Origin of the sequence: Portibacter marinus, from assembly GCF_021533195.1 — a bacterium.
GTDB lineage: Bacteria > Bacteroidota > Bacteroidia > Chitinophagales > Saprospiraceae > Portibacter > Portibacter marinus.
Genome location: NZ_JAJNKB010000001.1, coordinates 338,851 through 365,215, shown reverse-complemented (window position 1 = coordinate 365,215; position 26,365 = coordinate 338,851). Strand labels below are relative to the sequence as shown.

Annotated in this window: 19 protein-coding genes and 2 tRNA genes; 15 read left to right on the top strand and 6 right to left on the bottom strand. The window is 38.0% G+C overall.

The window, feature by feature from the left end:
• Nucleotides 1-126: 126 nt before the first annotated feature.
• Nucleotides 127-2,919, top strand: a complete 2,793-nt coding sequence (locus L2567_RS01565; protein ID WP_235295925.1) for an FG-GAP-like repeat-containing protein — start codon at nucleotides 127-129, stop codon at nucleotides 2,917-2,919.
• A gap of 35 nt (nucleotides 2,920-2,954) precedes the next feature.
• On the opposite strand, the gene L2567_RS01560 is transcribed toward L2567_RS01565, so the two are convergent.
• Together L2567_RS01560 and L2567_RS01555 are read right to left on the bottom strand one after the other, a co-directional pair.
• Nucleotides 2,955-3,030, bottom strand: a tRNA-His gene (locus L2567_RS01560).
• 201 nt (nucleotides 3,031-3,231) lie between these two features.
• Nucleotides 3,232-4,032: a hypothetical protein gene (locus tag L2567_RS01555; RefSeq protein WP_235295924.1), complete on the bottom strand. Its 801-nt coding sequence runs from the start codon at nucleotides 4,030-4,032 to the stop codon at nucleotides 3,232-3,234.
• A gap of 316 nt (nucleotides 4,033-4,348) precedes the next feature.
• On the opposite strand from L2567_RS01555, the gene L2567_RS01550 reads away from it, so the two are divergent.
• The 8 genes from L2567_RS01550 to L2567_RS01515 all read left to right on the top strand — a co-directional run bounded on the left by L2567_RS01550 (nucleotide 4,349) and on the right by L2567_RS01515 (nucleotide 13,251).
• Nucleotides 4,349-4,903, top strand: coding sequence for an RNA polymerase sigma-70 factor (locus tag L2567_RS01550; protein ID WP_235295923.1), 555 nt, complete (start codon nucleotides 4,349-4,351; stop codon nucleotides 4,901-4,903).
• 68 nt (nucleotides 4,904-4,971) lie between these two features.
• A complete protein-coding gene (locus L2567_RS01545) occupies nucleotides 4,972-6,000 on the top strand; it encodes a FecR family protein (RefSeq protein ID WP_235295922.1) in 1,029 nt (342 codons plus the stop codon).
• Between the two features lie 118 nt (nucleotides 6,001-6,118).
• Nucleotides 6,119-8,761 carry a TonB-dependent receptor gene (locus L2567_RS01540; RefSeq protein ID WP_235295921.1) on the top strand — a complete coding sequence of 881 codons (2,643 nt, stop codon included), beginning with the start codon at nucleotides 6,119-6,121 and terminating at the stop codon, nucleotides 8,759-8,761.
• 203 nt (nucleotides 8,762-8,964) lie between these two features.
• Complete coding sequence (locus L2567_RS01535; protein ID WP_235295920.1) at nucleotides 8,965-9,855, top strand: DUF4249 family protein; 891 nt, start codon at nucleotides 8,965-8,967, stop codon at nucleotides 9,853-9,855.
• Nucleotides 9,856-10,281: 426 nt separating this feature from the next.
• Nucleotides 10,282-10,989 carry a Crp/Fnr family transcriptional regulator gene (locus tag L2567_RS01530; protein WP_235295919.1) on the top strand — a complete coding sequence of 236 codons (708 nt, stop codon included), beginning with the start codon at nucleotides 10,282-10,284 and terminating at the stop codon, nucleotides 10,987-10,989.
• 190 nt (nucleotides 10,990-11,179) lie between these two features.
• Nucleotides 11,180-11,267 (top strand) — tRNA-Ser (locus tag L2567_RS01525).
• 89 nt (nucleotides 11,268-11,356) lie between these two features.
• Nucleotides 11,357-12,388, top strand: coding sequence for a hypothetical protein (locus tag L2567_RS01520; protein ID WP_235295918.1), 1,032 nt, complete (start codon nucleotides 11,357-11,359; stop codon nucleotides 12,386-12,388).
• Nucleotides 12,385-13,251, top strand: a complete 867-nt coding sequence (locus L2567_RS01515) for an HAD-IIA family hydrolase (protein WP_235295917.1) — start codon at nucleotides 12,385-12,387, stop codon at nucleotides 13,249-13,251. Before L2567_RS01520 ends, L2567_RS01515 begins: the two co-directional genes overlap by 4 nt.
• On the opposite strand, the gene L2567_RS01510 is transcribed toward L2567_RS01515, so the two are convergent.
• The 3 genes from L2567_RS01510 to L2567_RS01500 form a co-directional block, all read right to left on the bottom strand.
• Nucleotides 13,241-14,605 carry an aminopeptidase P family protein gene (locus tag L2567_RS01510; protein ID WP_235295916.1) on the bottom strand — a complete coding sequence of 455 codons (1,365 nt, stop codon included), beginning with the start codon at nucleotides 14,603-14,605 and terminating at the stop codon, nucleotides 13,241-13,243. The two genes, L2567_RS01515 and L2567_RS01510, sit on opposite strands and share 11 nt — an antisense overlap.
• A 100-nt stretch (nucleotides 14,606-14,705) precedes the next feature.
• Entirely contained in the window at nucleotides 14,706-16,295 is a 1,590-nt protein-coding gene (locus L2567_RS01505) for an amidohydrolase family protein (RefSeq protein WP_235295915.1), read from the bottom strand.
• A gap of 13 nt (nucleotides 16,296-16,308) precedes the next feature.
• A complete protein-coding gene (locus tag L2567_RS01500) occupies nucleotides 16,309-17,028 on the bottom strand; it encodes a hypothetical protein (protein WP_235295914.1) in 720 nt (239 codons plus the stop codon).
• Nucleotides 17,029-17,110: 82 nt separating this feature from the next.
• Between L2567_RS01500 and L2567_RS01495 the strand changes: the two genes are divergently transcribed.
• The 3 genes from L2567_RS01495 to L2567_RS01485 all read left to right on the top strand — a co-directional run bounded on the left by L2567_RS01495 (nucleotide 17,111) and on the right by L2567_RS01485 (nucleotide 20,599).
• Nucleotides 17,111-18,250: a DNA recombination protein RmuC gene (locus L2567_RS01495; protein WP_235295913.1), complete on the top strand. Its 1,140-nt coding sequence runs from the start codon at nucleotides 17,111-17,113 to the stop codon at nucleotides 18,248-18,250.
• Nucleotides 18,251-18,669: 419 nt separating this feature from the next.
• The gene (locus L2567_RS01490) at nucleotides 18,670-19,218 is read left to right on the top strand and encodes an RNA polymerase sigma factor (protein WP_235295912.1); all 549 of its coding nucleotides are present in this window, start codon (nucleotides 18,670-18,672) and stop codon (nucleotides 19,216-19,218) included.
• Complete coding sequence (locus L2567_RS01485) at nucleotides 19,208-20,599, top strand: outer membrane beta-barrel protein (RefSeq protein WP_235295911.1); 1,392 nt, start codon at nucleotides 19,208-19,210, stop codon at nucleotides 20,597-20,599. The genes L2567_RS01490 and L2567_RS01485 overlap by 11 nt, the downstream gene beginning before the upstream one ends.
• Here L2567_RS01485 and L2567_RS01480 read toward each other — a convergent pair.
• A complete protein-coding gene (locus L2567_RS01480) occupies nucleotides 20,596-20,943 on the bottom strand; it encodes a 4Fe-4S dicluster domain-containing protein (protein ID WP_235295910.1) in 348 nt (115 codons plus the stop codon). The two genes, L2567_RS01485 and L2567_RS01480, sit on opposite strands and share 4 nt — an antisense overlap.
• Before the next feature lie 73 nt (nucleotides 20,944-21,016).
• Here L2567_RS01480 and L2567_RS01475 point away from each other — a divergent pair, with 73 nt between their 5' ends.
• The 3 genes from L2567_RS01475 to L2567_RS01465 all read left to right on the top strand — a co-directional run bounded on the left by L2567_RS01475 (nucleotide 21,017) and on the right by L2567_RS01465 (nucleotide 26,359).
• The gene (locus tag L2567_RS01475) at nucleotides 21,017-22,462 is read left to right on the top strand and encodes an MATE family efflux transporter (protein ID WP_235295909.1); all 1,446 of its coding nucleotides are present in this window, start codon (nucleotides 21,017-21,019) and stop codon (nucleotides 22,460-22,462) included.
• Nucleotides 22,463-22,531: 69 nt separating this feature from the next.
• The gene (locus L2567_RS01470) at nucleotides 22,532-23,269 is read left to right on the top strand and encodes a 3-keto-disaccharide hydrolase (RefSeq protein ID WP_235295908.1); all 738 of its coding nucleotides are present in this window, start codon (nucleotides 22,532-22,534) and stop codon (nucleotides 23,267-23,269) included.
• A 66-nt stretch (nucleotides 23,270-23,335) separates the two neighbouring features.
• Nucleotides 23,336-26,359: a M16 family metallopeptidase gene (locus L2567_RS01465; protein WP_235295907.1), complete on the top strand. Its 3,024-nt coding sequence runs from the start codon at nucleotides 23,336-23,338 to the stop codon at nucleotides 26,357-26,359.
• Nucleotides 26,360-26,365: the final 6 nt, after the last annotated feature.

Here is a 26,365-nt window from a genome sequence, read left to right as displayed (position 1 = left end):
CCAGCGAAGGCCCACTTTGTGCCAGCAGTAAAAATTTTAAATATTTTGCGATGTGAGAAATGAAAGTAGGTTTTTATTCAAAGCGAAGATAAAATTATATCTTTATTTGTTTAAATATATTACAGTTTGAACATTAGACTTTTACTGTGCCTATTCCTACCCATACTCACATTAGCTCAAAGTGAATTTGAAGGCTCTCGCATGCCTTTTGGACAAGATCTCGTGAATTCAATTACACCGATTGCAGTAGCAGATATTAATGGTGATTTCTTAGATGATATAGTACTGTTAGATCAGGGAAATCGATTAAAGATGTTCTACCAAACACTCAACAGAGATCAATTTTCATTTCACAACTTTGGCAGAGTAGCAAATGGATCTCAATATGGGATCAATGTTGCAGATTTAGATAACGATGGGATAGGGGAGGTACTGTTGGGAGGATACTACGATGGTCTTAAGATTTACAAGAAATTTTTTGGCACTGAAAACTATTTGCAAGCTTTCAAAAGTTCTTCTGATTTCTATACACAGAATATTGCTTTGAATGATATTAATCAGGATGGATTAGTCGATATTCTTGTCAATGACGATGAAGGTGCTCCCAAGCTTTGGGAAAGTAAGAACGGAATGCAGTTTCAGACTTTTTTTCCTATTGATTTTAAAGCGATAGGTGAAGAAGCGTCTGGAAACTATGGTGCCATTTGGACTGATTTTGATCTGGATGGAGATCGAGACCTGTATATTTCCAAATGTAGATTGGGCGTAGAGGATGCACTCGACCCCAGGAGGGTAAATCAACTGTGGGAAAATGTCGAGGGTGTATTTGTAGAAAATGCAGCTAATTATCAGTTAAATGTAGGTGAACAAACCTGGGTGACGGAATTTGCTGACTTGGACAACGACCTCGATTTGGATGTGATCATGCTTAATCACACCGGTGGAAATTTCATTTATGAAAACATGGGAGACGGTCAGTATACAAAGAAGGCAATAGGGGACTACTGGAATGAAATACTAGAAGGGATCCAACTGATCGTTAGGGATTTCGATAACAATGGTTATAAAGATATACTGATAGGAGGATATGGGTCAAAGATTTTTTGGAATCAAGGAGACTTTAGCTTTACTGAGGATCAGACTTTTTTAGATGAAAAAGAAGCCAGATCATTAGCCGTAGGAGATCTTAATAATGATGGCTTTCTGGACATTTACGCCAGCTTTAATGAAACCCTTATTAACATCAATGAATATGAACCAGATGAAATTTTCTTTAACCAGGGCAATCAAAATCAATATTTAAAACTAAGTCTCATTGGCACTGCAGTCAATAGAGATGCCATAGGCACAAAAGTGGTGATCAAGTATAAAAATGGCCAACAGATATATGAATTGAAATCTGGGGTGAGTTATGGAACAGGAAATTCCAGGCATATTATTTTCGGGCTACCGGGCATAGGAATCATTGACTCCGTAATTGTAGAATGGCCGGATGGTACAACTGATATATTTCATGACTTAGTCACTAATCACCATCATCTCATAGTGCAAAACTCAGGACCAATCAATTTCCCTGAAATCATATGGACAGACAAGCAAGTATTATGTCCAGAAGAGACGTTTTCAATATCCGCTTATGGATACGAACAGTACTTTTGGCCGGACTTCAGTACTTCTTGTGAATTTGTTACTGATGTCCCGGGATGCTATAGTGGCTTTCTTTTTTTGGAAAATATAGAGCTCAGGACTGGATTAATTTGCATTGAATCTGAGGAAAACTATGCTGTACCTACAGTAGATTTGGACACACCACAGAGAATATACTGCAAAGATGCTACAGTGACAGCAATAAAGCATGATCTGGACAGTTGGTGGCCCAATGGATCAAATGAATTAAGCCAAGTATTTCAAGTCACCGACAGCATTTATCTGAATTATGAAAGCTGTTCGCAAGAATACGTTACACCTCTATTAGAGTTACCCATTATGGAAGTGGATACGCCGGGGTGGGTCATAGGTACCATCGAAGCTGGTGAAAATCTTGAACTCGTGGCATCGGGTAAACAAATCCTATGGTACACAGATCCCTCTTCAGACGAAGTGATTGCTGAAGGAAACCATTTCACTGTTCATAAAGTGCTTAATGACACTTTTTTTTATGCGGTAAATAGAGTAGATTCCATCCTACTGGATTCATTTGAAATCGATATACCCGAAATAGAAATGGGATTTCCTCCGGATCAGATCAATGGAGGCTTAATTTTTTCCATAGATAGTTTTCACACTAAACTCATTTCAGTAAAGTGCTACACAGATAGATCTGCAGTCAGAAGATTTCAGGTGGTGGACTATTGGGGAAGGGTGATAGCCGAAAAGGAAGTATTGGTCGGTCCCGGTGAATCTCTGGTTTATTTAGACTTTGCCCTGGCGCCTTCTAATTACTATCAGTTAAAAACTGATTCTAAATTGAATATCGAAAACTTTGGTCACAAGTCGCCCAGATTTGAACGGAGCTCTTATGACGAGGGAATATATCCTCTTTTTTCCAATACTAAAAACGTAATATTACGTGGTTCTACAGGCGGCCAGGATGTCTACTATTCCTTTTTTGAACCCATCTTCCAGGAATTCGCGCTATCGTGTACCTCTGATAGGGTAGAGGTAAAGGCATTTGTGGATAGAAGTAGTCGTATACAGAATGATCAGAGTTCATTACTAGAAATCTCACCCAACCCGGCCAATGAATATCTAAAGGTAAATGTCACAAAAGACCATCTTTCTTATTTCATCTTTAATTATCAAGGTCAGATCATACAGAAAGGACACATAAACGAAGACACTATTGATATTTATAATCTTTTGCCTGGATTATATGTGATTCAGTTAGGAAACTATGTAAAGAAGTTTGTAAAAAATTAAAAGACATCTCCAGTATGGAGATGTCTTTTTTTAAAGGGTGGAAGATGGGATTTGAACCCACGACTTCCTGAACCACAATCAGGCGCTCTAACCAACTGAGCTACAACCACCATTTTGCACTTTTTGTCAAAAGCGACGGCAAAAATACAGTTTTTACTTTATTAAATTGAATTTGGCAGCCTTCAAATTTTAATTTTTTTTCGCAATGCGATTTTAGGTTCAAGTAAAGCCTGGTTTATAAAAAAAAAGCCTCCTTCTGATGAAGGAGGCTAATTGTTATTACACTTCTTATAGTTTTCCAGACCAGCTCATTTAATCTGCAGGTGCCGGATCCTCCATTAATTCAAATGTTCTGGTCACGGGATTAAGAGGGGTATCTACTCTATTGCCGTCTTTATCTACCAGTGTTAATCTGATGGAGTTGATACCCATGGGCAGACCTTCTACAAAGTAGGGCTGCCAAGTATCAAGCATGTGTTCCTCCCCATTGATTTCAGCTTTCACTTTGTAACCATCCGCTGACAAATTAGTATTGACCAGGTAGAAATCTAACATGATCTTTTCAGTGTCTTTTCCTACATAGCTTCCTTTAGGTCTGCTATAAAACAGCATGGGCTCTTCGATGTCGGACTCCTCTGTGATACTGTTACCATTCACCGTTATTTTCTTTGCTACATGAGCAGCATCAGTTTTGATGGATTCGTGATATGATCTACTAAGAAAAGCAAGCATGTGATGCTCACCGTCTTCAATTTCGTAGTCAAAATCTGCAGTGTATTTCGCAGCATAAGGTTCGTTGTCGACAATCAGATGGATGTGTTGACCTTTATCCGAATTAGCACACATCTTAGTTGATGCATCCGAGGTCTGCTCTCCCAATTGATAATCTGTTGCTTCGATGCCAAAGCTAAATTTACTATTTTGATAGTTGACAGAGGTAATCTCTGCATCCGGAAACGCAGGAGAGTCTGAGAAAGGGCTGATGGTAAATTTCTTTTCCTCCGAATTCATTTCCATATTTTCATCTGAAACATTCTCTGTTTCAGAAGTATTCTTACAAGACAAGGTTAGAAATGAGATCACAAAAAGAAAGGCTATAAATTTAGAATTCATTTTAAGTAGTTTAATTGCAATTAATTAAAAGTAGTGAAGAAATTCAGTTTCTTCTCTACTACAATAATGAAAATTGTGCTCAGATTGTTCGTGAATTTCGTCAACCAAATTTTATTTTATATTTTTAAGTGTAAGAATGCACTGATTAACTTCAATTTTTATATTATTTAATTTTGTAATATATTGATTTCATGTTAAATTGCATGATTGTTGCTTATTATAGGATTGAAGAATTTTTTTAGGTAAATAGTTTACATAAGTACATTTTTTACTTTCTGAATAATTAAATTTATAAACCTTTGACCAAGGTGGCTATATGAGCAACTACACAGACAAAGAGCTTGTTGCGTTTCTGAATGATTCGGATGATGGAGCGATAGAGAAGATTTTTAAACAGTATTATTCTTACATTTGTAGTGCTGTTTATAAGATAATTCCTGATCCAAATCTTACAGAAGATCTAGCTCAAGATGTGTTTTATGAGTTGTGGAGAAAGAGGGAAAAAATTCAGATTACCAGTTCTTTGAAAGCCTATCTGAAACGCGCCGCTATCAACAAAGCTTTGAACTACATACGTAGTAAAAAGATGAAGTTTGATAACGACGATGACGATGCAGTGGTTAATATTTCCGTTAGGAGCTCTGAAAAGAGTTTAGAAGCTATGGAGCTTCAAGAGATTATCAATGATGCGATTGACACTCTACCAGAGAAATGTCGAATCGTATTTATGATGAGTAGATTTGAAGAAATGAGCTATAAGGAAATAGCAGCCGCACTTGAAATTTCTATTAAAACCGTAGAGAATCAGATTTCAAAGGCTTTGAAGATATTAAAGATAGCAGTAAATCCTTATTTGGATAAAGAGATATAAAAATTTCTTAATTTGAGTAGGGGGACATTTGATAAGTAGTGTCTTACTGTTAATATACGCTTAAAATTATGCATGACAAATCAGTAATGACGTTGCTGCACAGGCAACTTACTGATCAGTTAGACGGTGCCGACAGGCAGCTTTTGATTGATTGGTTAGCCCATTCTTCACAAAATGTAGAAGAGCAGCAGAAAGTTTCCCAGGTGTGGGAATTATCTAAGGGTTATACTCCTACGTACGAACCTGACGTAGATAAGAGTTTTCAAAAATTTCAAAAAAGGCTACAGGCCGATCTTCCTTCACAACAACCGGCTAAAGTAATTCCATTAAATCCTATTAAGGATTGGATGAAATACGCTGCGATCGGTGTTATTCTCATAGGAGCGCTTATAGTCTGGCAAGTTTCTAACTCGCTTAATGTTGATCAGCTAATGGTTTCAACCATCACAAATGAAGTGAAGTCGATTGATTTGGTGGATGGAACTAAAGTTTGGGTAAATGAAAAATCTACTTTTACCTATCCTAGCAAATTTATAAATGGAAATAGGGAAGTGATTTTAGAAGGTGAAGCTTTCTTTGATGTCGAAGAAAATAAGAAAAAACCTTTTATCATCAGAACTGAAGCAGCTAATGTCCAGGTACTTGGTACTTCTTTTTCCGTGAATACAGCCAATAAAGATGGTTTGATGGAAGTGGAAGTGAAAGAAGGCACTGTAAGGGTAACCCCGGAAGGAAGTAGCATGTCAATGGATGTCACGATGAATGAGAAATTGTACTACGATACTTCAGAGAAAATGTTTCTCGCCAAAGAACAGTTGGCAGTTTCCAACGCTGATTTCTTTGTAACCAATAAGTATCGTTTTGAAGATTCTAAGTATACTTATGTATTTGGAATTTTAGAAAGAGTTTATGATGTGGATTTCGAATTCGAATCTGAGGGCCTTGAAAATTGCACGTTTACCAGTCCTATAGAATTTGATAAAGAAAATATTAATAACACTATTAAAGTCATTGAGGCTGCATACAAGAATAGAAATTTGACCATCACTAAGCAAGGTGATGCAAAGTACTCTATCAATGCGGACCCATGTAATTAAAAGTATAAGCAATACTATTTAAAGCTTCTGTTGATCAGAAGCTTTTTTTTTGCCCAGACTGAAGTATTCGAAACCTGATGACTTTGGCATGATTTTGCCCGCATTTAAGTTGAGGATTATGGCAAAAAAAATATTACTACTATTCTTGATACTTTTTCCCTGGATTCTGCAATCACAAATTGAGCTTGCGGAGAAAAAGGTGTCATATACCTGTTATGAGAAACCACTTAACAAGGTTTTAGTCGATATCAGTACCCTTACAAATATTAATATTGCTTTTGACCCCACTATTATTTCTCCAGACTACATTGTTTCTATTAATATACGGGAAGAGACCTTATCTGATGTACTGACGGTATTACTTGCAGATACCAATTTAGAATTTGAATACATAGCTGGTCAGGTCGTGATCACCAAAAACGAAAATAAAGACGAAGAGGGTAAGTTTATTTTCTCAGGTTATATTGAAGATGCCAACAGTAGAGAGCGCCTGGCGTATGCCAATGTATATAGCAGTAAAGCCAACATTGGTGTTTTTACTAACGAATATGGCTTTTTTAGTTTTTCTTCTAAGGACTCATTGGTCAGTCTTCGATTTACCTATCTGGGCTACGAGGCCAATACAGCCATTCTAGATTCAAAGGAAAAGAACCATGTCATTAAAATGACACCTAATATTCTTCTTAATGAAATCATTATCGAAGATACCAGATTGGTAAAGAAAAACAACATTCAGGACGTTAATACCTTTCCAATTCACATATTAAATAATATGACAGCATTAGGAGGAGATCCTGATATAATAAGATTGGCAGGAATGCAGCCAGGAGTTTCTACTGGTGCAGATGGTTTGGGTGGCATCAATGTTCGTGGAGGCTCGGTAGATCAAAACCTCATACTGCTTGATGGTGTACCGGTATACAATACCGGTCATACTCTGGGAATGTTTTCAATTTTTAATACATCCATGATCAAAAGTGCAAAACTCTATAAAGACGCTTTTCCTGCAAAATATGGTGGAAGATTATCTTCAGTAATGGATATAAGGACCAAAGAGGGTAATCTCCAAAAATATTCAGGTGACTTCTCGCTGGGAACCATTTCTGCGAAGTTTACATTGGAGGGCCCTATAGTCAAAGATAAAAGTTCATTTATCATATCAGGAAGAAGGTCCATCGTGGATGCATGGATAAGATCCGGTTCCAGAGCCTTTAAAAATGCACAAGGCAATAATGGCCAGGTAGACTATACTTTTTATGACATCAATGGTAAATTAAAATTTCAAGTGGGTAAGAGTTCTACTTTTTACCTCAGCTATTATGAAGGAAGCGATGGATTTAGTGACAATACCATCATTGAAGCCAGAAAAGATTCTCTAGACACTTTCGATAATTTTGAAACTTCTTGGAGCTGGGGTAATAGAATTGTTTCGGCGAGATTGAGTTCAAAAGCTGGGAAGAAACTCTTTCTTAATACCACTGCCTATTATTCGCAATTCGCATTCGATGCTTTCAAGAATGAACAGACCAAGTGGGAGATTGAAAGGAGGCCAATCGATTTGATTTACAATGGAAGTTTGTTTCAAAGTAAAATAACAGATGCTGGTTTTAGAATGGATTTTAACTACAATGCCACGAACCGACATCAACTGCAATTTGGTACTGATCTGGTCAGGCATCAATTCGATCCTGGATTAGCGGTCATTAGTGAGGCGGATTCTTTGATAGGAATAGACGAAATCCTGACTCGTGAAAATCTTGTAGATAATTTACAACCAATCAAGGAAGTCGGATTTGAAGCCAATGTATACGTCGAAGACCGAATAAAGGCTACTGAAGCTATTGATGTGACTTTAGGTCTTAGGTCATCATTAATAAGATCCAGGGGAACAAACTTTTATGCTTTGTTACCTTCTATCATTATCAATTCAGAATTGACCGAAGATCACTTGCTTAGATTTACATTTTCAAGATCCAACCAGTTTTTGCACTTACTGACCACCTCTGGACTCGGATTACCAACTGACATATGGTTGCCCACCACTGACAGACTAAGACCGGAATCAGCTTGGCAAGTTAGTGGTAGCTTTTTAAGCAGATTTACTGAATTTGGTTATCTGGAAATCGGTGGCTTTTTCAAAAGGTTAAATAGAATTTTAACCTTGCGTGAAGGACCAGTCCTGGATATCAACAGTGGGGTAGATTGGGAAACAGAAATTCCGGTAGGCACCGGGTTAAGTTATGGATTTGAATCTACTTTAGTTAAGAATGTTGGCAAATTTAAGAACACTGTCTCATATACCTGGTCGAAGGCATCCCGACAATTTGCGGAGATCAATAATGGTGAAGTGTATCCATTTAGATACGATCGAAGACATATGATTAATTCAAATTTTACATATAGAGTCAATAAAAATATTGAATTGGCTGCCAATGCAATCTATCTCACCGGAAATTGGGTGACTGTCCCATCTAATACCATAAAACCGAGCGAAGATGAACCACTCTTTGTCAATATTTTTCTGAAAAAGAACAATACACAGTTGCCAGATTACAAAAGAATCGATGTGTCTGTCAACATTTACAACAAATATAGCTGGGGAAGGCAAAAGCTTTCTATTGGTGTGTACAATGTTTTCGACTGGAGAAATCCATTATTCTTCTATGTAAGAAGAAGTGAAAACCCTGAAGAAACCCCACAGAAAAAACAAATATCAATTTTACCTATACTTCCCTCTGTTAGCTACAGTCTGACATTCTAAAACTTATGTATTAGGTATAAATTAAATAAGTAACGAGGCTTGCAGAAGTCTATTTTATCCACCCCATTGGACATAAGATTCGTATCTTTATATATATGATTATCAGACACTTATGAAGAATTTGTAATATGTTAAAAATAATGAGAATCCAAATGTAATTTGTACATTTACAATTGAGAAATTTGAAACCAACTAGGATTACAGTGAAGCGACTAACTTACTTTTTATTCGGCCTTCTGTTTTTTTATTCCTGTGAGCAAGATGCCTTCTTTAATGTAGAAGGAGGACATACGAAACTTTATGCATTTTCAGAGATTACTCCTGAGGACAAAATTAAAGTTAAAGTCAATGTTGCACCCGGACTGAATACAGAAGATGATTATTTTTATCCCAAGCAGGCAGATGCTAAAGTAGTGCTGCTAAAAGACGGAAAACCATTAGATGACCCTGGGTTCCGTTATTTATCAAGGGAAAAAGCGTTTGTTTCACAAGGATCATTTCGACCTGAACCGGGTGTTGAATACGGTTTGAAAATTTCTCTAAAAGATGACAATAGTATTTCACCTATTGTAGGAACAACTGTCATCCCAGATCCCAACTTTATAAGTAAGTACTTGTTAGAAAAGTATAGTACTGAGCAATTTAACCCAAAGCATAAAAATCTTGAAGTCCAAATAAGAGTCCCTCTTAAAGAGTCTGAGCATCGGTACTTTGTAGTCAAACCATTTTTTAGAAATGCAGATGGTGAAAGAGAAGATTTGTTAATCAAGGAAATAAGATCTGGTAAAAATGGTTGCTATTATTCTAAGTTCAATGAAGGTCTCCTCGTCGATACAGATAAAATATCAGATGACATTGCACTAACGCTCGTCAATGAAAAATTTATTCCAGTACAATTTGAACTAGAAGAGATCCATTTTGAATTGGTGACCATAACTGGTCATGCTTATCAATATTATAAATCTTACTCCAAGCAGGTGGCTTCACAAACGGTTTCTTTATCAGAACCAGTCATTTCGTATAGTAATTTTGAAAATGGATTAGGCTTATTTACAGGTTACTCGAGTACGATCAATACGATCGAATTATACTAATTCTAACTGTAAACAACGAATTTCACGGATATATACTTTGGTTTAGTAATTGCTGAGAACAGCTATTTTCTTCAGTGATTAGTCTTTTGCCGTTGATTAATTCCTGCTTAAATCTCTCCACTACTATCAGGGCCGTTTATTTTGTACGCTCATATCAATAATATATTAGCTTTCCTACATTCAGCTGGTGTTTTTGGCCAAAGTCCTACGCTTCATGGTGAGGAGATCCTGATAGTATTTTCAATATATATAAAATTTACATATTATAATTTTTAGTTTGTAAGAATTATAACAATTGTATATCAGTGAGTTATGTTGGGAGATTGTCAACTATCTTCCAATTTAAAAAGAACCAGTAGGGGAGTGCCACTGAGTGAGTGTCTTTAATTCAGACGCAATTATGAAGACCTTATCAATAAGTAATAAGTGTTTGAAACAAGAAAAAAAAGTGACGTGGAAATTCAGATCAAAGCAGATTTTTTGAGAAATTTTCCTCTTTTTGAGGACCTCCCCCATTCAGAGTTAGTTAAGCTGGCAAGTATAATAGATAAAAAAGAATCTCCTAAATATCATTTTATCTACCAGGCTGGTGATCTGACAGATAGTATATTTTTTCTGGAAAAGGGAACCGTGAAAATAGGAACACATTCCAGCGAAGGAAAGGAAGTGATTAAAGCCATATTGCATCCGAAAGCAATGTTTGGAGAATTGTCCTTGCTTGGAGAGGAAAAGAGAAGTGACTTTGCCAAAACAATGGACTCGGCTACTTTCTACTATGTCATGAAAGTTGACGATTTTAAGGAAGTGGTGAGAAACAATTCCAAATTGAGCATGAAGTTGATTTCGATGTTAGGCAGAAAGCTGAAAAATACTGAAAGGAGACTAGAATCGCTCATCATCAAGGATGCAAGAGCAAGAATTATTGATTTTCTCAAGGATAATGCAAGAAATCAAGGTCGAAAAGTAGGGTTTGAAATGTTGCTGAAGCACAGTTTAACACAACAGGATATTGCAAACTTTACTGGTACAAGCCGGCAAACGGTGACTTCAGTATTAAATGATTTGAAAAAATCTAATCTGATATATTTCAAGCGTAAGAGTATTCTTATCAGGGATATGGCAGCATTAGTATAAGATATAAAAAAGTAAGTAGTAATTAGTAATTAGGTTTAGTTAATGTTTTCATGTAGCTGCTCAGCTACTTTAAACGAGTTAAAAAGGCGCCCGAAAAAGATCGAGTGCCTTTTTCCTTTTTAAGGCCACAAAAAACTTTATAAATTATTTTTCCTTTCAGAAATGAAATGTACTTTTGTGTCCGCTTCAAGGAGGAGTGGCAGAGCTGGTTGAATGCACCGGTCTTGAAAACCGGCGTGCGTTAACGCGTACCGGGGGTTCGAATCCCTCCTCCTCCGCATAGCAATAAGAGCTGTCTTCATGGACGGCTCTTTTTATTTATGCGCTCCTTTCTACTTACGAATTTTTTATATTACATTCGGACATCGTGAACATAGATTACACCGCCATTATTAAGAAAGCCTGGGAAGGCTACGGAGATATCAGAAGCATTAAGAAGGTTACTAATATTAGTGTCGAGGTTTCTACTAATGCAGTTTATAAAATTGATCTGGATGATAGAAATATCTTGTTTGCTAAACTATCTTACTTCGGCATGCATGAAGCATTTTCTAACGATCATGTGATTATCAATGCCTTGAGCAATAATCTCGGATTACCTTTTGATGGATTTTTGGCCAGGTCACTAATGAAAGGTAGAAGTCTTTATATATATCGATATAAAGATGCGGATGTTGACGCCTCTTTGGTTTTTTATCTCCCTGTCAAAATTAATAAAAGGCCGCCCAGAAGATTAGATGAAACGCAAATTGTAAAATTAGCAAGAAGCATTGCCCATTTTCATCTTTGCTGCAACCAGATTCGTAAGACGCTTCCCGAGTCCAACAAGGATATATTTGATGACATCAGACATCTGAAAAGAGACTTAAGTGATGGTCATTCGCATTTTTCACATAACAGTAACTTAGTCAAAGAGCAAATCTCGATATTCTTGTCCAGATGCGATGATCTTCATTATAGAGCATTCAACAAAATTCCTGTTTTTCTTGATTGGAACATTGGTAATTTCAGTGTCTCTGAAAATTTCGCATTGTTTTCAAGATGGGACTATGATTGGTTCAGAGTAGATTCAAGAATCTTGGATTTCTATTTTCTGGCAAGAGTTGTGTCGAATATTGGTGATCAAACTGTGTTTCACTATAACTTTGATATATTGAAAGAAGACAGGTTTTTGCTTTTTCTGAAGAACTACCATGAAGTATTTCCGCTGGACCCTAATGAACTTCATTTTATTAAAGAGGGCTATCGATTTTTTATTCTAAATTATGTAGTTCGAGAAGGTCGAAGGTTTTTCCATGATGATTATAGTTATAAATTACAATCAGAATCTTATCAATTCTTGCCCCATTTGGACGATCAATTAGATACAAATATATATCTTAAAAAGTTGAATTTATGAGTGCGGGACATAGGATGAAATTGAGCAGTTTTGAAGCTGTACAAAGAAAGTATAAAGCTATTTTTTTAGACTCTTTTGGAGTAATAAAGAATGCTCATGGTATCATCGAAGGCGTCGTTGAAAGCGTTAAACACATGAGGTCACTGGATAAAGAAATCATCATTTTGACCAATGATTCTTCGAGAAGTCCTAAAGAACTAGCAGCTAATTTTCATAGGCTTGGTCTGGAATTGGTGGATGAAGAGGATATAATCAGTTCAGGTATGATGGCTCGCGCATTCCTCAGAAATAAGATCAAGAAAGGAACCATTGTCTATGTAGGAACGCCGGGTTCATCATTTTATGTCCAAGGCCTGGGCAGGCCGACAGTTCCTATTAATGATCTGGACATTGACCAAATAGAAGAAGTTTCTGCACTTGTTTTTCTCGATGATGAAGGTTTCGAGTGGCAAACTCATATCAACAAATGCGTTAATCTTTTGCGGCTTAAAAGTATTCCTGTTATTGTAGCCAACACAGATAATACTTATCCAGTTAGTACGAGAGAAGTTAATATTGCAACGGGAGCAATTGCAAGAATGGTAGAGAAAATCAGTAAGAAAAAATTTATTTACTTCGGTAAGCCCGATTCTCAGATGTTTATCTATGCCTATGAGCGTCTAAGCAAGAAGATAAGAGTAGAACGGAATGAAATTCTAATGGTCGGCGATACGCTCAGAACGGACATTATGGGAGGAAATAAATTTGGGATGTCCACTGCGCTGGTCCTTTCAGGGAATACTTCTGAAACTCAAATGCGTACGTATATCAAAAGTACCGGTATCATACCTAACTATATTTGTCCCAGTATAGCTATTGATTAGCAGCAGCTCTGATTTCTTCTACTTCCTTAATTTCCTTAGCCAGGGGTTCCCCCAAAAGTTGTAATCCACTTTCCGTTATGACATAATCATCTTCGATTCTGATTCCACCAAAATCACTCAGATGATTCAGGGCTTTATAATCTATGAAATCTGAGTATTTTCCTTCAGCTTCCCACATGTCGATCAATTGTGGAATAATATAAATGCCCGGCTCTATGGTAATGACAAATCCTTCTTCAAGAGAACGTCCTAATCTTAAAGATTTAAGTCCAAATTCTTTAGATTTCAGCATGCCGCCACCGTAGCCTACAAACTGTTCTCCCAGGTTTTCCATATCGTGCACATCCAATCCCATCAAATGACCTAAGCCGCATTGAAAGAACATGGTGTGAGCTCCCTGAGCGACAGCTTCTTCGGCATCGCCTTTCATGATTCCTAATTCTATCAATCCTGCTGCCAATGTTTTGGAGGATGCAAGATGTATATCCACAAATTTGGCTCCTGCTTTGCAGTTTCTGATAGCTGTTTTTTGTGCATTTAAAACGATTTGATAAAGATCAGCTTGCATCGCAGTAAATTTGCGATCGACTGGAAAGGTCCTGGTCATGTCTCCGGCGTACAGTTGATTAGATTCTAATCCACCGTCAAACAAAACCATATCGCCCGAATTCAGGGTGTTGTCATAAGAATGATTGTGCAGTATATGACCCTGGGTGGTGCAAATGGGTAGAAAGCTGAAGTCGGCATTCTGGCCCCTTGCATAGGCTTGCGCAATGGCGATCAATTCGTATTCTTTCATAGACCGTTTTGCATTAGCCATTACTTCAAAGTGCATTCTACTGGTTCTGGTACATGCTTCGTGAAGGGCTTCGATTTCCTCTGGCGATTTCTTGTTCCTTTGGTTGACGACCGCTTCAATTAATTCTTCGGAAGGCTCACCCAAACCTTGAAGTCGCATTTCATGTAAGGGTCTGTAGGGAGGGAGAAAATGCAAGTTACCGTCCAAATCTTTATTAAGGTTTGCCAATGGTTTTACCTTTTCAATTCCAACTCGCTCAGCAAGTTCTTCCAGATTGGGTAAAGGGCCGGTCCACACTATATCATCTATGCTCAAATCATTACCATATAAAGTTGTTTCGCCTGTATTGGCATCGATAATGACGTCTAGATTGGCAATATTCAATCCGCAATAATATAGAAATGTACTGTCTTGTCGAAAGGGGTACCAATTGTCTTTGAAATTAACAGAACTCTCTCTATTTCCCTGCAGAAATATTTTTCCTCCCGGAATTTTATGGGCCAGTTTCTTCCTTCTATCTACGTAGACCTCTTTCTTAAATTGACTTAGCTTCATAATTTTAGTTTCGTTTAGCTGATAAATGCAAGGATAAGTTTATAAATAAGGTATCCAAACAAGATACCAAGCCCCCAGTTCCTCAGATATGTTTTCTTTTTCAATTTTCAGAGCTTTTCATTCCCGGCTGTTCAATTTCAAATTCTTCTTCGCTTTTTGCCTTGTCTACAATAGATTTGACGTCATTGAGCAGTTGCTTCGCATCATAAACTATTCCATCCTTGATGGTGTATTTTACCCCACCGACCCTAACGACTTCATTATCATCCGTTAATTTTATAGCACCTGTTCCGTATAATACTTTAAAATTGGCCAGCGGATTTTCTTCTACTACTACCAAATCTGCATATTTACCAATTTCGACAGAACCAATAACATCGGCTGCCCCTAAAGCTTCTGCGCCATTGAGTGTCGCGCTCATCACAACTTCCAGGGGGTGAAAACCAGCTTCTCGCAACAATTCAAGTTCCCGGATATAGGCGAATCCATACAATTGGAATATAAATCCGGAATCTGAGCCCGTAGTTACCCGACCTCCTCTGTTTTTATATTCATTGACAAAAGTCATCCATAGATTATAATTCTCACGCCAATTCACCTCTTGTTCCGTGCCCCAGTTATGCCAATATGAACCATGACTGATTTTACTTGGAAGATAAAACCTCCAGAGTGAAGGTAACGTGTAGTCTTCATGCCATTCTGCTCTTCTTGCTCTGTGAAGGTCCCTGCTCGCTTCGTAAATGTTAAAAGTAGGATCCAGGGTAAAATCTAGTTCAAGAAGTTCTTCCATAACTTTATTCCAATGGTCAGAATAAGGTTTTGCAGCTTGCTTCCACAATCTGCCCGCTTCACCGAAACGATCTTGTTCGTTTTGATAATTATAATCAGCCGGGTAATCCTGAATGATTCGGTCTTCAAATAAAGCCTCAGGCAAGCCATACCAGTGTTCCATACTGGTTAGACCTGCTCTTGCCGAATTGAGAACGTTCCATCTGGTGACAGCTAGCTGCGCATGATGACAAGCAGATCTCAGTCCCAACTTTTTATTTTCCTGTAATGCTGCCTCCATGAGTTCCGGCGCTGCGCCGAAGAATTTGATGCCATCAGCACCTTTTACTTTATTACTTCTGACCCATTCTTTGGCCTGATCTGGTGTAGAAATAGGGGTTTCGGCACCTTGTCCAAAGGAAGTATAGGCGAAAATTCTCGGTGCAGTAATTTTGTTTTCTTTGGAAAGTTCTTTGTGCTTTAATACCCAGTCCAGTCCATTACCACAGGCTGGATCACGGACAGTAGTAATTCCGTGCGCCATCCATAACTTAAAGACGTATTCACCATCAGGTGCTTGCGTTTTTCCTCCTATATGGCCGTGCATGTCTATAAAACCAGGCAAGACATAGTGCCCTTCTAAATCGATAGACCTTCCCCCCTCTTTCAACTTCGGTCGATCACTGTCTTTAATGACTACTCCGGGATAACCCACATTATGTATTCCGGTTATGATATTATTTTCAATGACGATATCTATTGGACCGCGCATGGGTGCTCCAGTACCATCTATTAGATTAACACCTCTCAGAATCAACTGACTGTAAGGACCTTCACCCTCTTTCAACAAAGGAGATTCTTTCACCTGTGCAAATGAAAAAACGAGGTAAAGAGTAAAGAGATTGGTTAGAATGATCTTCATCTAAAGTAGTTTATTATAAATCATAAAAAATATTGGAAAGATAGTGTTCTGGAACTGAAGTGTACGTGTAATGAACAGGGAAGTACCACTTTAAACTACTCAATACATCTTGAAAATGTTTCTGATTAAGAAACATGGATGGTTCCAGGTTTAAAACCAGCTGATTCATGATTCCATCTTTGGTCATGACGTTAATATGAGAAATTTTTGGAAAGTGAAAGCCATTTTTCACCAGGTAAGCTAAAATTAATTTTCGTGTAAAGGGATGTAGGACAGATTCTGCCGGATCTCCACCCATAATGTTTAATTCTCCCGAAAACTGGTCAGGCGTTGGCTTAAGCCAATTCTGAATATGACTTCTGAACTCTTGCCTGTAGTAGTAATTGAGTAATTCACCATACGAAAATCTCCGATCCTCTTCCCGACTATATGAAAAAACTTTTACTCCATGTCCATCTCTCAATAAGTGGTCGGAGATTAAATTTTCAACAGTATAAGCTTGGAAAGGGGCACCGACATCTGGAATTTCTAATTCGAAATAGGTAAAACCATCTTCTCCTTTTGCGATCTGAGGCGTTCGACATGCCAATTTAGCTTTACCTAAATGCGCCATAAAAGACCTGTCCCATTCCAGATCTCTATGAGACAAAGGCACTTTTGACAATGCTTTCAACTGAATAGAATGTTCAATTCCCTCATCAGGTTTTTTAGAAAAAAGTCGCTTTAGAACCATTACTTTTTATTTAAGCTTGTTCAAGTTATGAAAAAAATGTAATTCATTCATATGATGATTAAATTTAATATATATTTACACTATGGATCAATTATTTGTTGTATTGGTAGTCTTAGTTATGATTGTTGTAGGAATGTTGATTTACAATCTGCTACAGATTCAAAATGTTAACAAATCTTTGCTAAGCAAAAACGCTGAATTAGAACTGGTATTGAATAAGCACATTCAAGAAAATTTCTTTAATTTTCAGAGTGTCATTTTGCGCCAATTAGATCAGCAGGAATCACAACGACAATTTATTTTCAATCAAATCAACAAAGACCAAAAAAACCTGCACGAAAATGTAAGTAAGAACCTGGGTGAAATGAGGGAAATAGTTGAAGAAAAATTGCACAAAACATTGGAGAACCGGCTATCACATTCCTTCAAGCTCGTTTCAGACTCACTGACAAAGGTCCAGAAAGGTTTAGGTGAAATGCAGGTGTTGGCCAATGGAGTAGGGGATTTGAAGCGTGTTTTATCCAATACGAAGTCTCGCGGTGTCCTGGGAGAAATTCAGTTGAGTAGTATTCTTGAGCAATTATTGACGCAGGAACAATATGCCTTAAATGTTTCTACCATTCCTAATACCCGAAACCACGTGGAGTTTGCCATAAAGTTTCCGGGGAACAATGAAAAGTTACCTTATATATGGCTGCCTATTGATTCTAAGTTCCCTTTAGATGTTTATGAGCAGTTATTGGATGCTTATGAGGACGGAGACAAGCAAGAAGTAATGGTCGCTAAAAAGAAACTTTCCAATGCTGTGAAAACCATGGCCGGTGATATTCAACGTAAGTATATATATCCGCCATACACGACGGAATTTGCGATTATGTTTTTACCCACAGAAAGTCTTTATGCTGAAGTTTTGAGAATTCCTGGCTTGATTATGGATATACAAAATGATAATAAGATAATGATGGTGGGGCCTAACAACCTGGGAGCATTCCTTACTTCATTACAGCAAGGCTTCAAAAGCCTGGCCATTGAAAAACGTACAGATGAGGTCTGGAAGCTGCTGAGCACAGTTAGAACAGAATTTGGAAGATTTGGGGATATTCTGGATAAGACACAAAAGAAAATATTAGAAGCGAATAAAATAATTGAAACAGCCAGTTCTAAAAGTAGGACCATTGAAAGAAAACTAAAAGGAATGGAAAAAATTAGTTTTCTGGATTAAGGACAAATTTTAAGGATATGATGTTACTGCGTTTAGCAGACAAATAAGAAAAAATTAAAATTATTTCGAATTCTACATCAACAAATAGTGCATTAAAATCGTTCTTATACAAATACCACAGATACCGAGATTCGCAGAACATTTTTAGGAGTTAAAAGTAATTTCACAAATGTATTTCGGTCTGTAACCATAGCACACTGCAGAAAACTATTTATTTAATAATTATAATCCTTTAGTAATGGAAAGACTTAAAAGAATGCTAAGAGCATTTTTCAGCTTTCTCTTCATAAGCTCGAGAAGAAGAAAAATCGCCATAAGCACAGAAGAAGATTATGAAAGATGGTTAGGAATTTAATTTTCCTAACCTTTTTTTTGTTAAAGACCAACCCTTTCCTCCTTTCCCTCCGTCTACATAAACAATGAAGTCATCATTAGATCGAATCATCGAGGGGTGCATTAAGAATAAAAGAAAATCCCAGCAGGAGTTATATAATCTATATTTTCCTAAGATGATTGCCATGTGTTTTCGATACACATCGGATGAAGATAAGGCCATGATGATACTTAACGATGGCTTTCTGAAAGTATTTAAGAACATTCACACCTTTGAGTTTAAAGGGTCCTTCGAAGGTTGGGTCAGAAGATTGATATTTAATTGTATCTCAGATCATTTTAGAAAAGAAAATAAGTATCTGAAACTAATGGTATTCGAAGAAAAAGAGAAGCGGTCAGATGAATTGGTTTTAGACTCCTTATTCTATGATGATTTGCTGCGGCTGGTCAATAAACTGCCCGGCAATACCCACAAGGTATTCAGTCTATATGCAATAGAAGGTTTCAATCATAAAGAAATCGCAGAAATGTTGGATATCAGTGAGGGTACTTCGAAATGGCATCTTTCAGAAGCGCGTAAAAAACTCAAGGCAATGATTCGCAACACAAAGACAACCATTAATCATGCAGGATAAAAATTACAAACGATTGGCGAAGCAAGGGTGGAAAGACATGGAGACTTTGCTGGACAGTGAGATGCCGGTTAAGAGAAGAAGATATATGGTCCCCCTCTTATTGCTATTGGGCATAATAGGCCTCGGTGGTTGGTGGCTTATGAATTTAGAGCATTCTGCCAAGCGATCGGAGGAGATTGCCATAGATCATTCACAGATAGAAAGTACAGAAAATAAATCAGATAGACTGGACCAAGGTATTAAAGAACCATTGAAAAAGGAGTTCAATGACACGGAGGCTTTCTTAGCAAAAAATAAAAATGAACATGTTCTAAAGCAGAAAGCTAGTGTTAAAAACAAAAATAAAGAATTGGTTTCTAACAATGTCAGTTCAGCACCAATAAACACCAAACTAAATGATCAACTCTTAGCAGAAAAACGAACTGATGAAAAAAAGATCAACAAGGAAGGAAGCTTAGGCAATATGGATGTTGTCGGAGACGAGACTTTATCAAATCTTGATCAAAATGAGAGCAACTCAAAAGAATTCAGTAAAACTGAAGTAGCAAAACATGTTTCTGCCATTGATGAAGAGAAAATTGGGTCTGAACGAGTTAGACTTCCCATTATGGTTACTTTACTTGATAAACCTGCTCTTTCTCGCGTTAATGATAGTAGAGAGAATGATGCCATTAACATACACCTCATTCCTGAAAAATACAAATACAAGCCAGACACCGATGTTATATTGGAGGCAGGCGCATTGTTTTCATCGTTCAATACCAATCGGGGGGTTTATGCCGGCATGGGAATAGAATACTACTTGGGCAGAAGGTGGTCCCTCCAGACTGGTGTAAAATATATCAGATTTAGTTCCAAAGGGATTCTTAGAAATATTGGACTAGCAAATAACTTTGAATTGTTTAATGAGCAAACAGATCCTGCGTCAGACCCGGGTGGGTTTGTGCCTGAAATTGAAAACGATATGGATACCAAAGTGTCTGGCGAGGTTTTTAAAGCGGTTAACCAAAGTATCAATCGCATCTCAATGTTAAGTGTTCCCTTAGTTGTCAATTATAAACTGACAAGGAAGCAATCATTGGGACTAGGTGCGTCCTATCATTACACCTTAGGTGCTCAATCTGATGAAGGCAGTCTGCGTGATGGAAATAGAGGATTAGAAAGTAGTCTTGGTAGCTTTCAATACAACGAAGCAGTAATCTTCACGATGAATCGGCATTTATTTAGCTTTCAAACCAAATATCGTTATGAATTGATGAAAAATTTAGGCTTGAATGCTGGTTTTAATCTTGGTTTAAATGAAATCATACATACCACTGAAAGTCAGGGAGTAAAAAATACGGCAACTTACTTGAGTTTGGGAATAGACTATAGACTTTAAAGGTGTAGTCTTGCCTTTCTGGCTAGCAATTCTTCCTCCGATTCTTCCCTTTCCGGGTCCGGCAAACAACAGTCTACGGGACACACTGCGGCACATTGAGGCTCATCATGAAAGCCCTTGCACTCCGTACATTTATCTGGTGCGATATAATAAAACTCATCGCTTACAGGTTCGTTATCATGTTCTGCATCTACGAACTCTCCTGTTTCTAACTCGTACTTGCCTGTAACTCCAGTGCCTTCAGCGATCTGCCAGTTGACCCCGCCTTCGTAAATGGCATTATTAGGGCACTCTGGTTCACATGCTCCACAATTAATACATTCATCAGTGATATAAATAGCCATAGGATTTCTATTCTCTTTTATAAAACGCAAATATAAGCATAATGCAATATAAGATGACACGGAAGAAAGAAAAATGGAAATTATTGATGGTCTATTGCGTACATTTGTGGTCCGCAAAAATTACCAATTGGGTTTAAGAAAGGTCATAAGAACCATAAAGAGCAGTATTCAGGTCAAGGATAGAGACTTTACTGAAGGGAGTATCAACACCGCTATTATCATGCTTGCCATTCCCATGATGCTTGAGCAAATCATGGAATCTATCTTTGCTGTAGTCGACATCTATTTTGTTTCAAAAATTTCCGTGAATGCGATTGCAACTGTAGGTTTGACGGAGACCTTTATGTTTATCATTTATTCTCTGGCTATAGGTCTAAGCGCCGGAACCACAGCTTTAATAGCTCGAAGAACAGGGGAAAAGAATAGAAAAGGTGCAAGTAATGTCGCCGTTCAGTCCATAATCCTGAGTTCTACCATAGCTATTGCTGTAGGACTCTTTGGCTACATTTATGCGGAAGAGGTTCTGAGATTGATGGGTGGAGATGAGGTTCTGATTGCAGAAGGAGTGGGATATACTAGAATTTTACTGAGTTTTAACATCATCATATTCCTGCTCTACCTTCTCAATGCCATTTTTCGAGGCGCCGGTGATGCCGCAATCGCTATGTATTCCTTAATCTTTGCGAATTCCATTAACATCATTCTTGATCCATTGCTCATCTTTGGCTACGGACCATTCCCGGAGATGGGGATCAATGGAGCAGCGACTGCTACCTGTATTGGTCGTGGATTCGGGGTGCTGATGCAATTATTTATTTTAATTAGAGGGAGCTCCGCAATCAAATTGATTTGGCATGATATCAAATTAGATATCAATGTAATCTGGGAATTGATCAAACTTTCTTTGGGTGGCATTGGACAGTATATTATAGCTACTTTTTCATGGATCTTTCTGGTCAGAATTGTAAGTGAATTCGGTAATACGGCGGTTGCAGGATATACGGTTGCCTTCAGAGTCATTGTTTTCACAATTCTGCCTTCATGGGGATTAGCGAATGCAGTCGCCACATTAGTTGGCCAAAATCTGGGAGCAGGGAAACCGGATCGAGCTGAAAAGTCTGCATGGACAGCATCTTTTTATAACGCTGTATTTCTAGTATTTGTAAGCATAATCTTTTGGATTTTTGCACCCGAAATCATCGCCTTCTTTACGCAAGAGGTTGAAGTGATTAGGGAAGGAGTGCGGGCATTGAGAATTATTACATTAGGTTATATTGTATTTTCATACGGAATGGTTTTGGGTAACGCATTTAATGGCGCCGGAGATACGGTGACACCAACAGTGACCAACTTTATTGCATTTTGGCTGATTGAGATACCACTGGCGTATGCCCTTGCTAAGACGTTGGGTTTTGGTTCTCAGGGTGTGTACGCTTCCATCGCTATCGCAGAAGCTTTCTTGGCGGTCATGCTTATTTTTTTATTTCGAAGAGGGAAATGGAAATTAAAGAAGATTTAAACGCTTTATCTTACCTTTCATAATTTCCAAATGATAATTATTATATTTCCAGAAATTAATCTAACATTTATGAAGTATTTATATGTATGTATAGCCCTTTGTATAGCTACTAATATGGGATTTGGACAAGGTAAGGACAGAGCGTCACTGGATCCGGAAGTGACAGAAGTTTGGGAACCTATTCCACCAAAAGTAAACATCGTGAATGGCGTTCCTTCAGATGCTCAAGTATTGTTTGATGGAAGTGACTTTTCAAACTGGATAGGGATAAACGGGGGTGACGTTCAATGGGACCTGGTAGGTGATGCCATGACGGTCAAGCTTGGAACAGGCGGAATTACAACAAGAGACAGTTTTGGTGATTTTCAATTACATATTGAATGGGCATCTCCGGAAGTCATTACGGGCGAAGGTCAGGGACGTGGGAACAGCGGTATTTTCTTACAAAATCGCTACGAAGTGCAGGTTCTAGACAGTTATGAAAGTCGGACTTATTCCAATGGGCAGGCAAGTGCTATTTACAAGCAGGCCATTCCGCTAGTGAACGCATGCAAACCACCAGGTGAATGGCAAACTTATGACATCATTTATACAGCACCACGTTTCAATGACAATGGCAGGAAAATCAGCAATGCGAAAGTCACCGTTCTTCACAATGGGGTCGTGACCTTAAATGATTTCGAAATTTGGGGAACCACTCAATACAAAGGCCTGCCAAGCAACGAACCACATGGTGATGCTCCTATTACACTACAAGATCATAGCAACTTGGTCAAGTACCGGAATATTTGGATCAGACGTATGTAAGCAACCAACTGCAAACTTTTTTTACCTTAACCCCGTTGAATAATAGAACCATTTAAACTTAGAGCGATGAATTTCAAATTGAACACACTTATATTATTACTACTTGTCTTCCTAATCAATTCCTGTTCCCCAAAGACTTCCCAAAAAATAGACAACACTGTCGAAGAGGTCGAAGAAGATCTTACACAGACTGCTGATGATGCAGAAGAGGCCTTGGATGAAGCTGGTGAAGCTATTTCAGAAGAAGCTGAAGAAGCCATGGAAGGAATGGATCAGGCTGCTAAGACTGTGGTCGTTGAGGTAGATGAAACTATGGAGATGGTTGAAGAAGGTATTGAGGATTTAAGCGAAGATCCCATACCAGCTGACGATGACGTCGTAATCGGAAGCTTAGCTAACGGTATGCGCTACTACATTCAGAGTAATCAAAAGCCAGATGATCGTGCAGAACTTCGTTTGATCGTAGATGCGGGATCGATGCAAGAAGATGATGACCAATTGGGCGTTGCTCATTTTGTTGAGCATATGGCCTTTAATGGCTCAAAGAATTTTGAAAAGAATGAATTGGTAGACTTTCTTGAAAGCATTGGAACAAAGTTTGGTCCTGATTTAAATGCTTATACAAGTTTTGACGAAACCGTTTACATGTTACAGGTCAGAACAGATAGTATGGAGCTCTTTGATAAGGGATTATTGGTACTTTCAGACTGGGCAAATGGAATATCTTTTGATGAAGAAGAGATAGATAAAGAAAGGGGTGTGGTGACATCAGAATGGAGGACCAGATTAAGTGGTGAGCAAAGAATGCAAAAGAATTACTTTCCCATCATGTACCATGGATCGCGATATGCTGAGAGATTGCCTATTGGGGATCCAGAAATTATTAATAATGCGGATTACGAGACCATCAGGAGATTTTACAGAGATTGGTATCGACCAGATTTGATGGCAGTTGCGGTGGTAGGGGACATAGATGTGAAGGAAACTGAGCAAAAAATAAAAGAACTCTTTGCACCAATCCCACCTGCTACAGTTAAGCGAGAAAAGAAAGATAATGTAGTGCCTAAACATGAAGAAACTTTTGTTTCTATCAATTCTGATAAAGAAGCAGCTTTCACCATATTGAGATTAATGTACAAACATGATCACATTGCCGTAAGAACAGACAGGGATTACAGAGAATCACTGGTGCGCCAACTGTACAATCGGATGTTGAACAATCGTCTGGATGAAATCACCAAGCAGGCAGAACCGCCATTTATCTTTGCTTATTCAGGATATGGTCGTGATGTTGGAGATTTAGATACCTATACTTCATTTGCGAATGTGCCGGAAGGTAAGGTGGAAAGTGCACTTGAGGTTTTATTAACTGAAAATGAAAGGGCGCTCAGGCATGGCTTTAATGAATCTGAATTAGAGCGCCAAAAGATAGCCATGATGGAAAATATTAAAAGGCAGGCTAAGGAGCAGGATAAGATAGATTCCCGAAGATTAGTAACCAGGTATGTTTATCATTACTTAAGAGATAATCCGATCCCTTCGATTGACCAACAACTAGAATACTACGAAGAATATCTACCAACCATAACAGTGGATGAAATTAATCGACTTGCAGAAAATTGGATTACACCTGAGAACAGAGTCATTGTTGTTACCGCTCCTAAAAAGGAGGATGTTCCTTTGCCTTCGGAAGAAGATTTATTGGCTATTGTTGAGAGTATAGAAGAAAAAGAAATTGAGCCTTATGAAGATAAAGTCATTGATGTTCCTCTTTTTGATGAGGAATTAGACCCTGTCGCCATTGAAGAGGTCGAACACTTTGAAGAGGTAGATGTCAAGGAATTTGAGCTGGCCAATGGTGTTAGAGTGGTCATGAAGCCGACTGATTTCAAAAATGACGAGATTTTGATGACGGCTTCCAGTGAAGGTGGTACCAGTCTATATGATGATGCAGACTATTTTAATGCCTCTAATGCTGCTAGAATTGTCAATGAATCCGGTCTTGGTGATTTTACTACGACTGATCTTGAAAAATTGTTGACAGGTAAAACAGTAGGCGTCTATCCATATATCGGTACCAATTTCGAAGGACTATCAGGGTCCAGTGCTCCTAAAGACTTAGAAACACTGATGCAGCTGATTTACATGTACTTCACGGATGTGAGAAGGGATGAGCAGGCTTTTAAGTCTTTTATCAATAAACAGTCTAACATTTATAAGAATTTGATGTCTAATCCACAATATTATTTTATGGATTATGCCATGAAGAAAAAAACGGACAATCATCCACGAGTTGGATTTCCGTCTGTTGATGACATTATGAGTATAGATCTTGATCGGGCTTTGGAAATATACAATGAAAGATTTGCAGATGCCAGTGGATTTACATTCATTTTTGTGGGAAATTTTGAAGAAGATCGATTAAAAGAATTGGCTCAGAAGTACCTTGGTAATTTACCATCAAAGGGCATGGAGGAAACCTGGAAGAATAGAAATATAGATTACGTAGAAGGTGAAATCAAAGATGAATTTAAGATGGGTGAAGCGCCTAAGACTCAGGTAGAATTATTTTTCCATGGCCCTTTCGAATGGACACCGGAGAATAGTTATCATTTCAATGCGATGCTTGACGTACTACGAATCAAAATGAGAGAGTCTATGAGGGAGGATAAAGGTGGTGTATACGGAGTCCGTGTGAGTGGAAATGCCAGCAAAATTCCAGAAGAGAGATATACCATCACTGTTTCTTTCAATTGTGATCCTGAGAATACAGAAGAATTAATTACTACAGCAATGCAGGACGTACAGAATGCAGTGCAGTCAGGTGCAGAAGAAAAAGATCTGACCAAGGTGAAAGAAACTCAACGACAGTCAATGATTAAGAATCTAAAGGAAAACAATTACTGGAGATCAAGATTGGAGTATGTCTATTCTAATGACTTGAGTCCTACTACCATCAGTTTGGATAAACTAGAGCAATCGATTCATGAACTAGATTCTGATGATATTAAAGATGCCGCCTCTAAATATTTTGGATCTGGCAATTATATGAGAATCGTAATGCAACCTGGTGATCAACCCAGTAATTAAGAATAC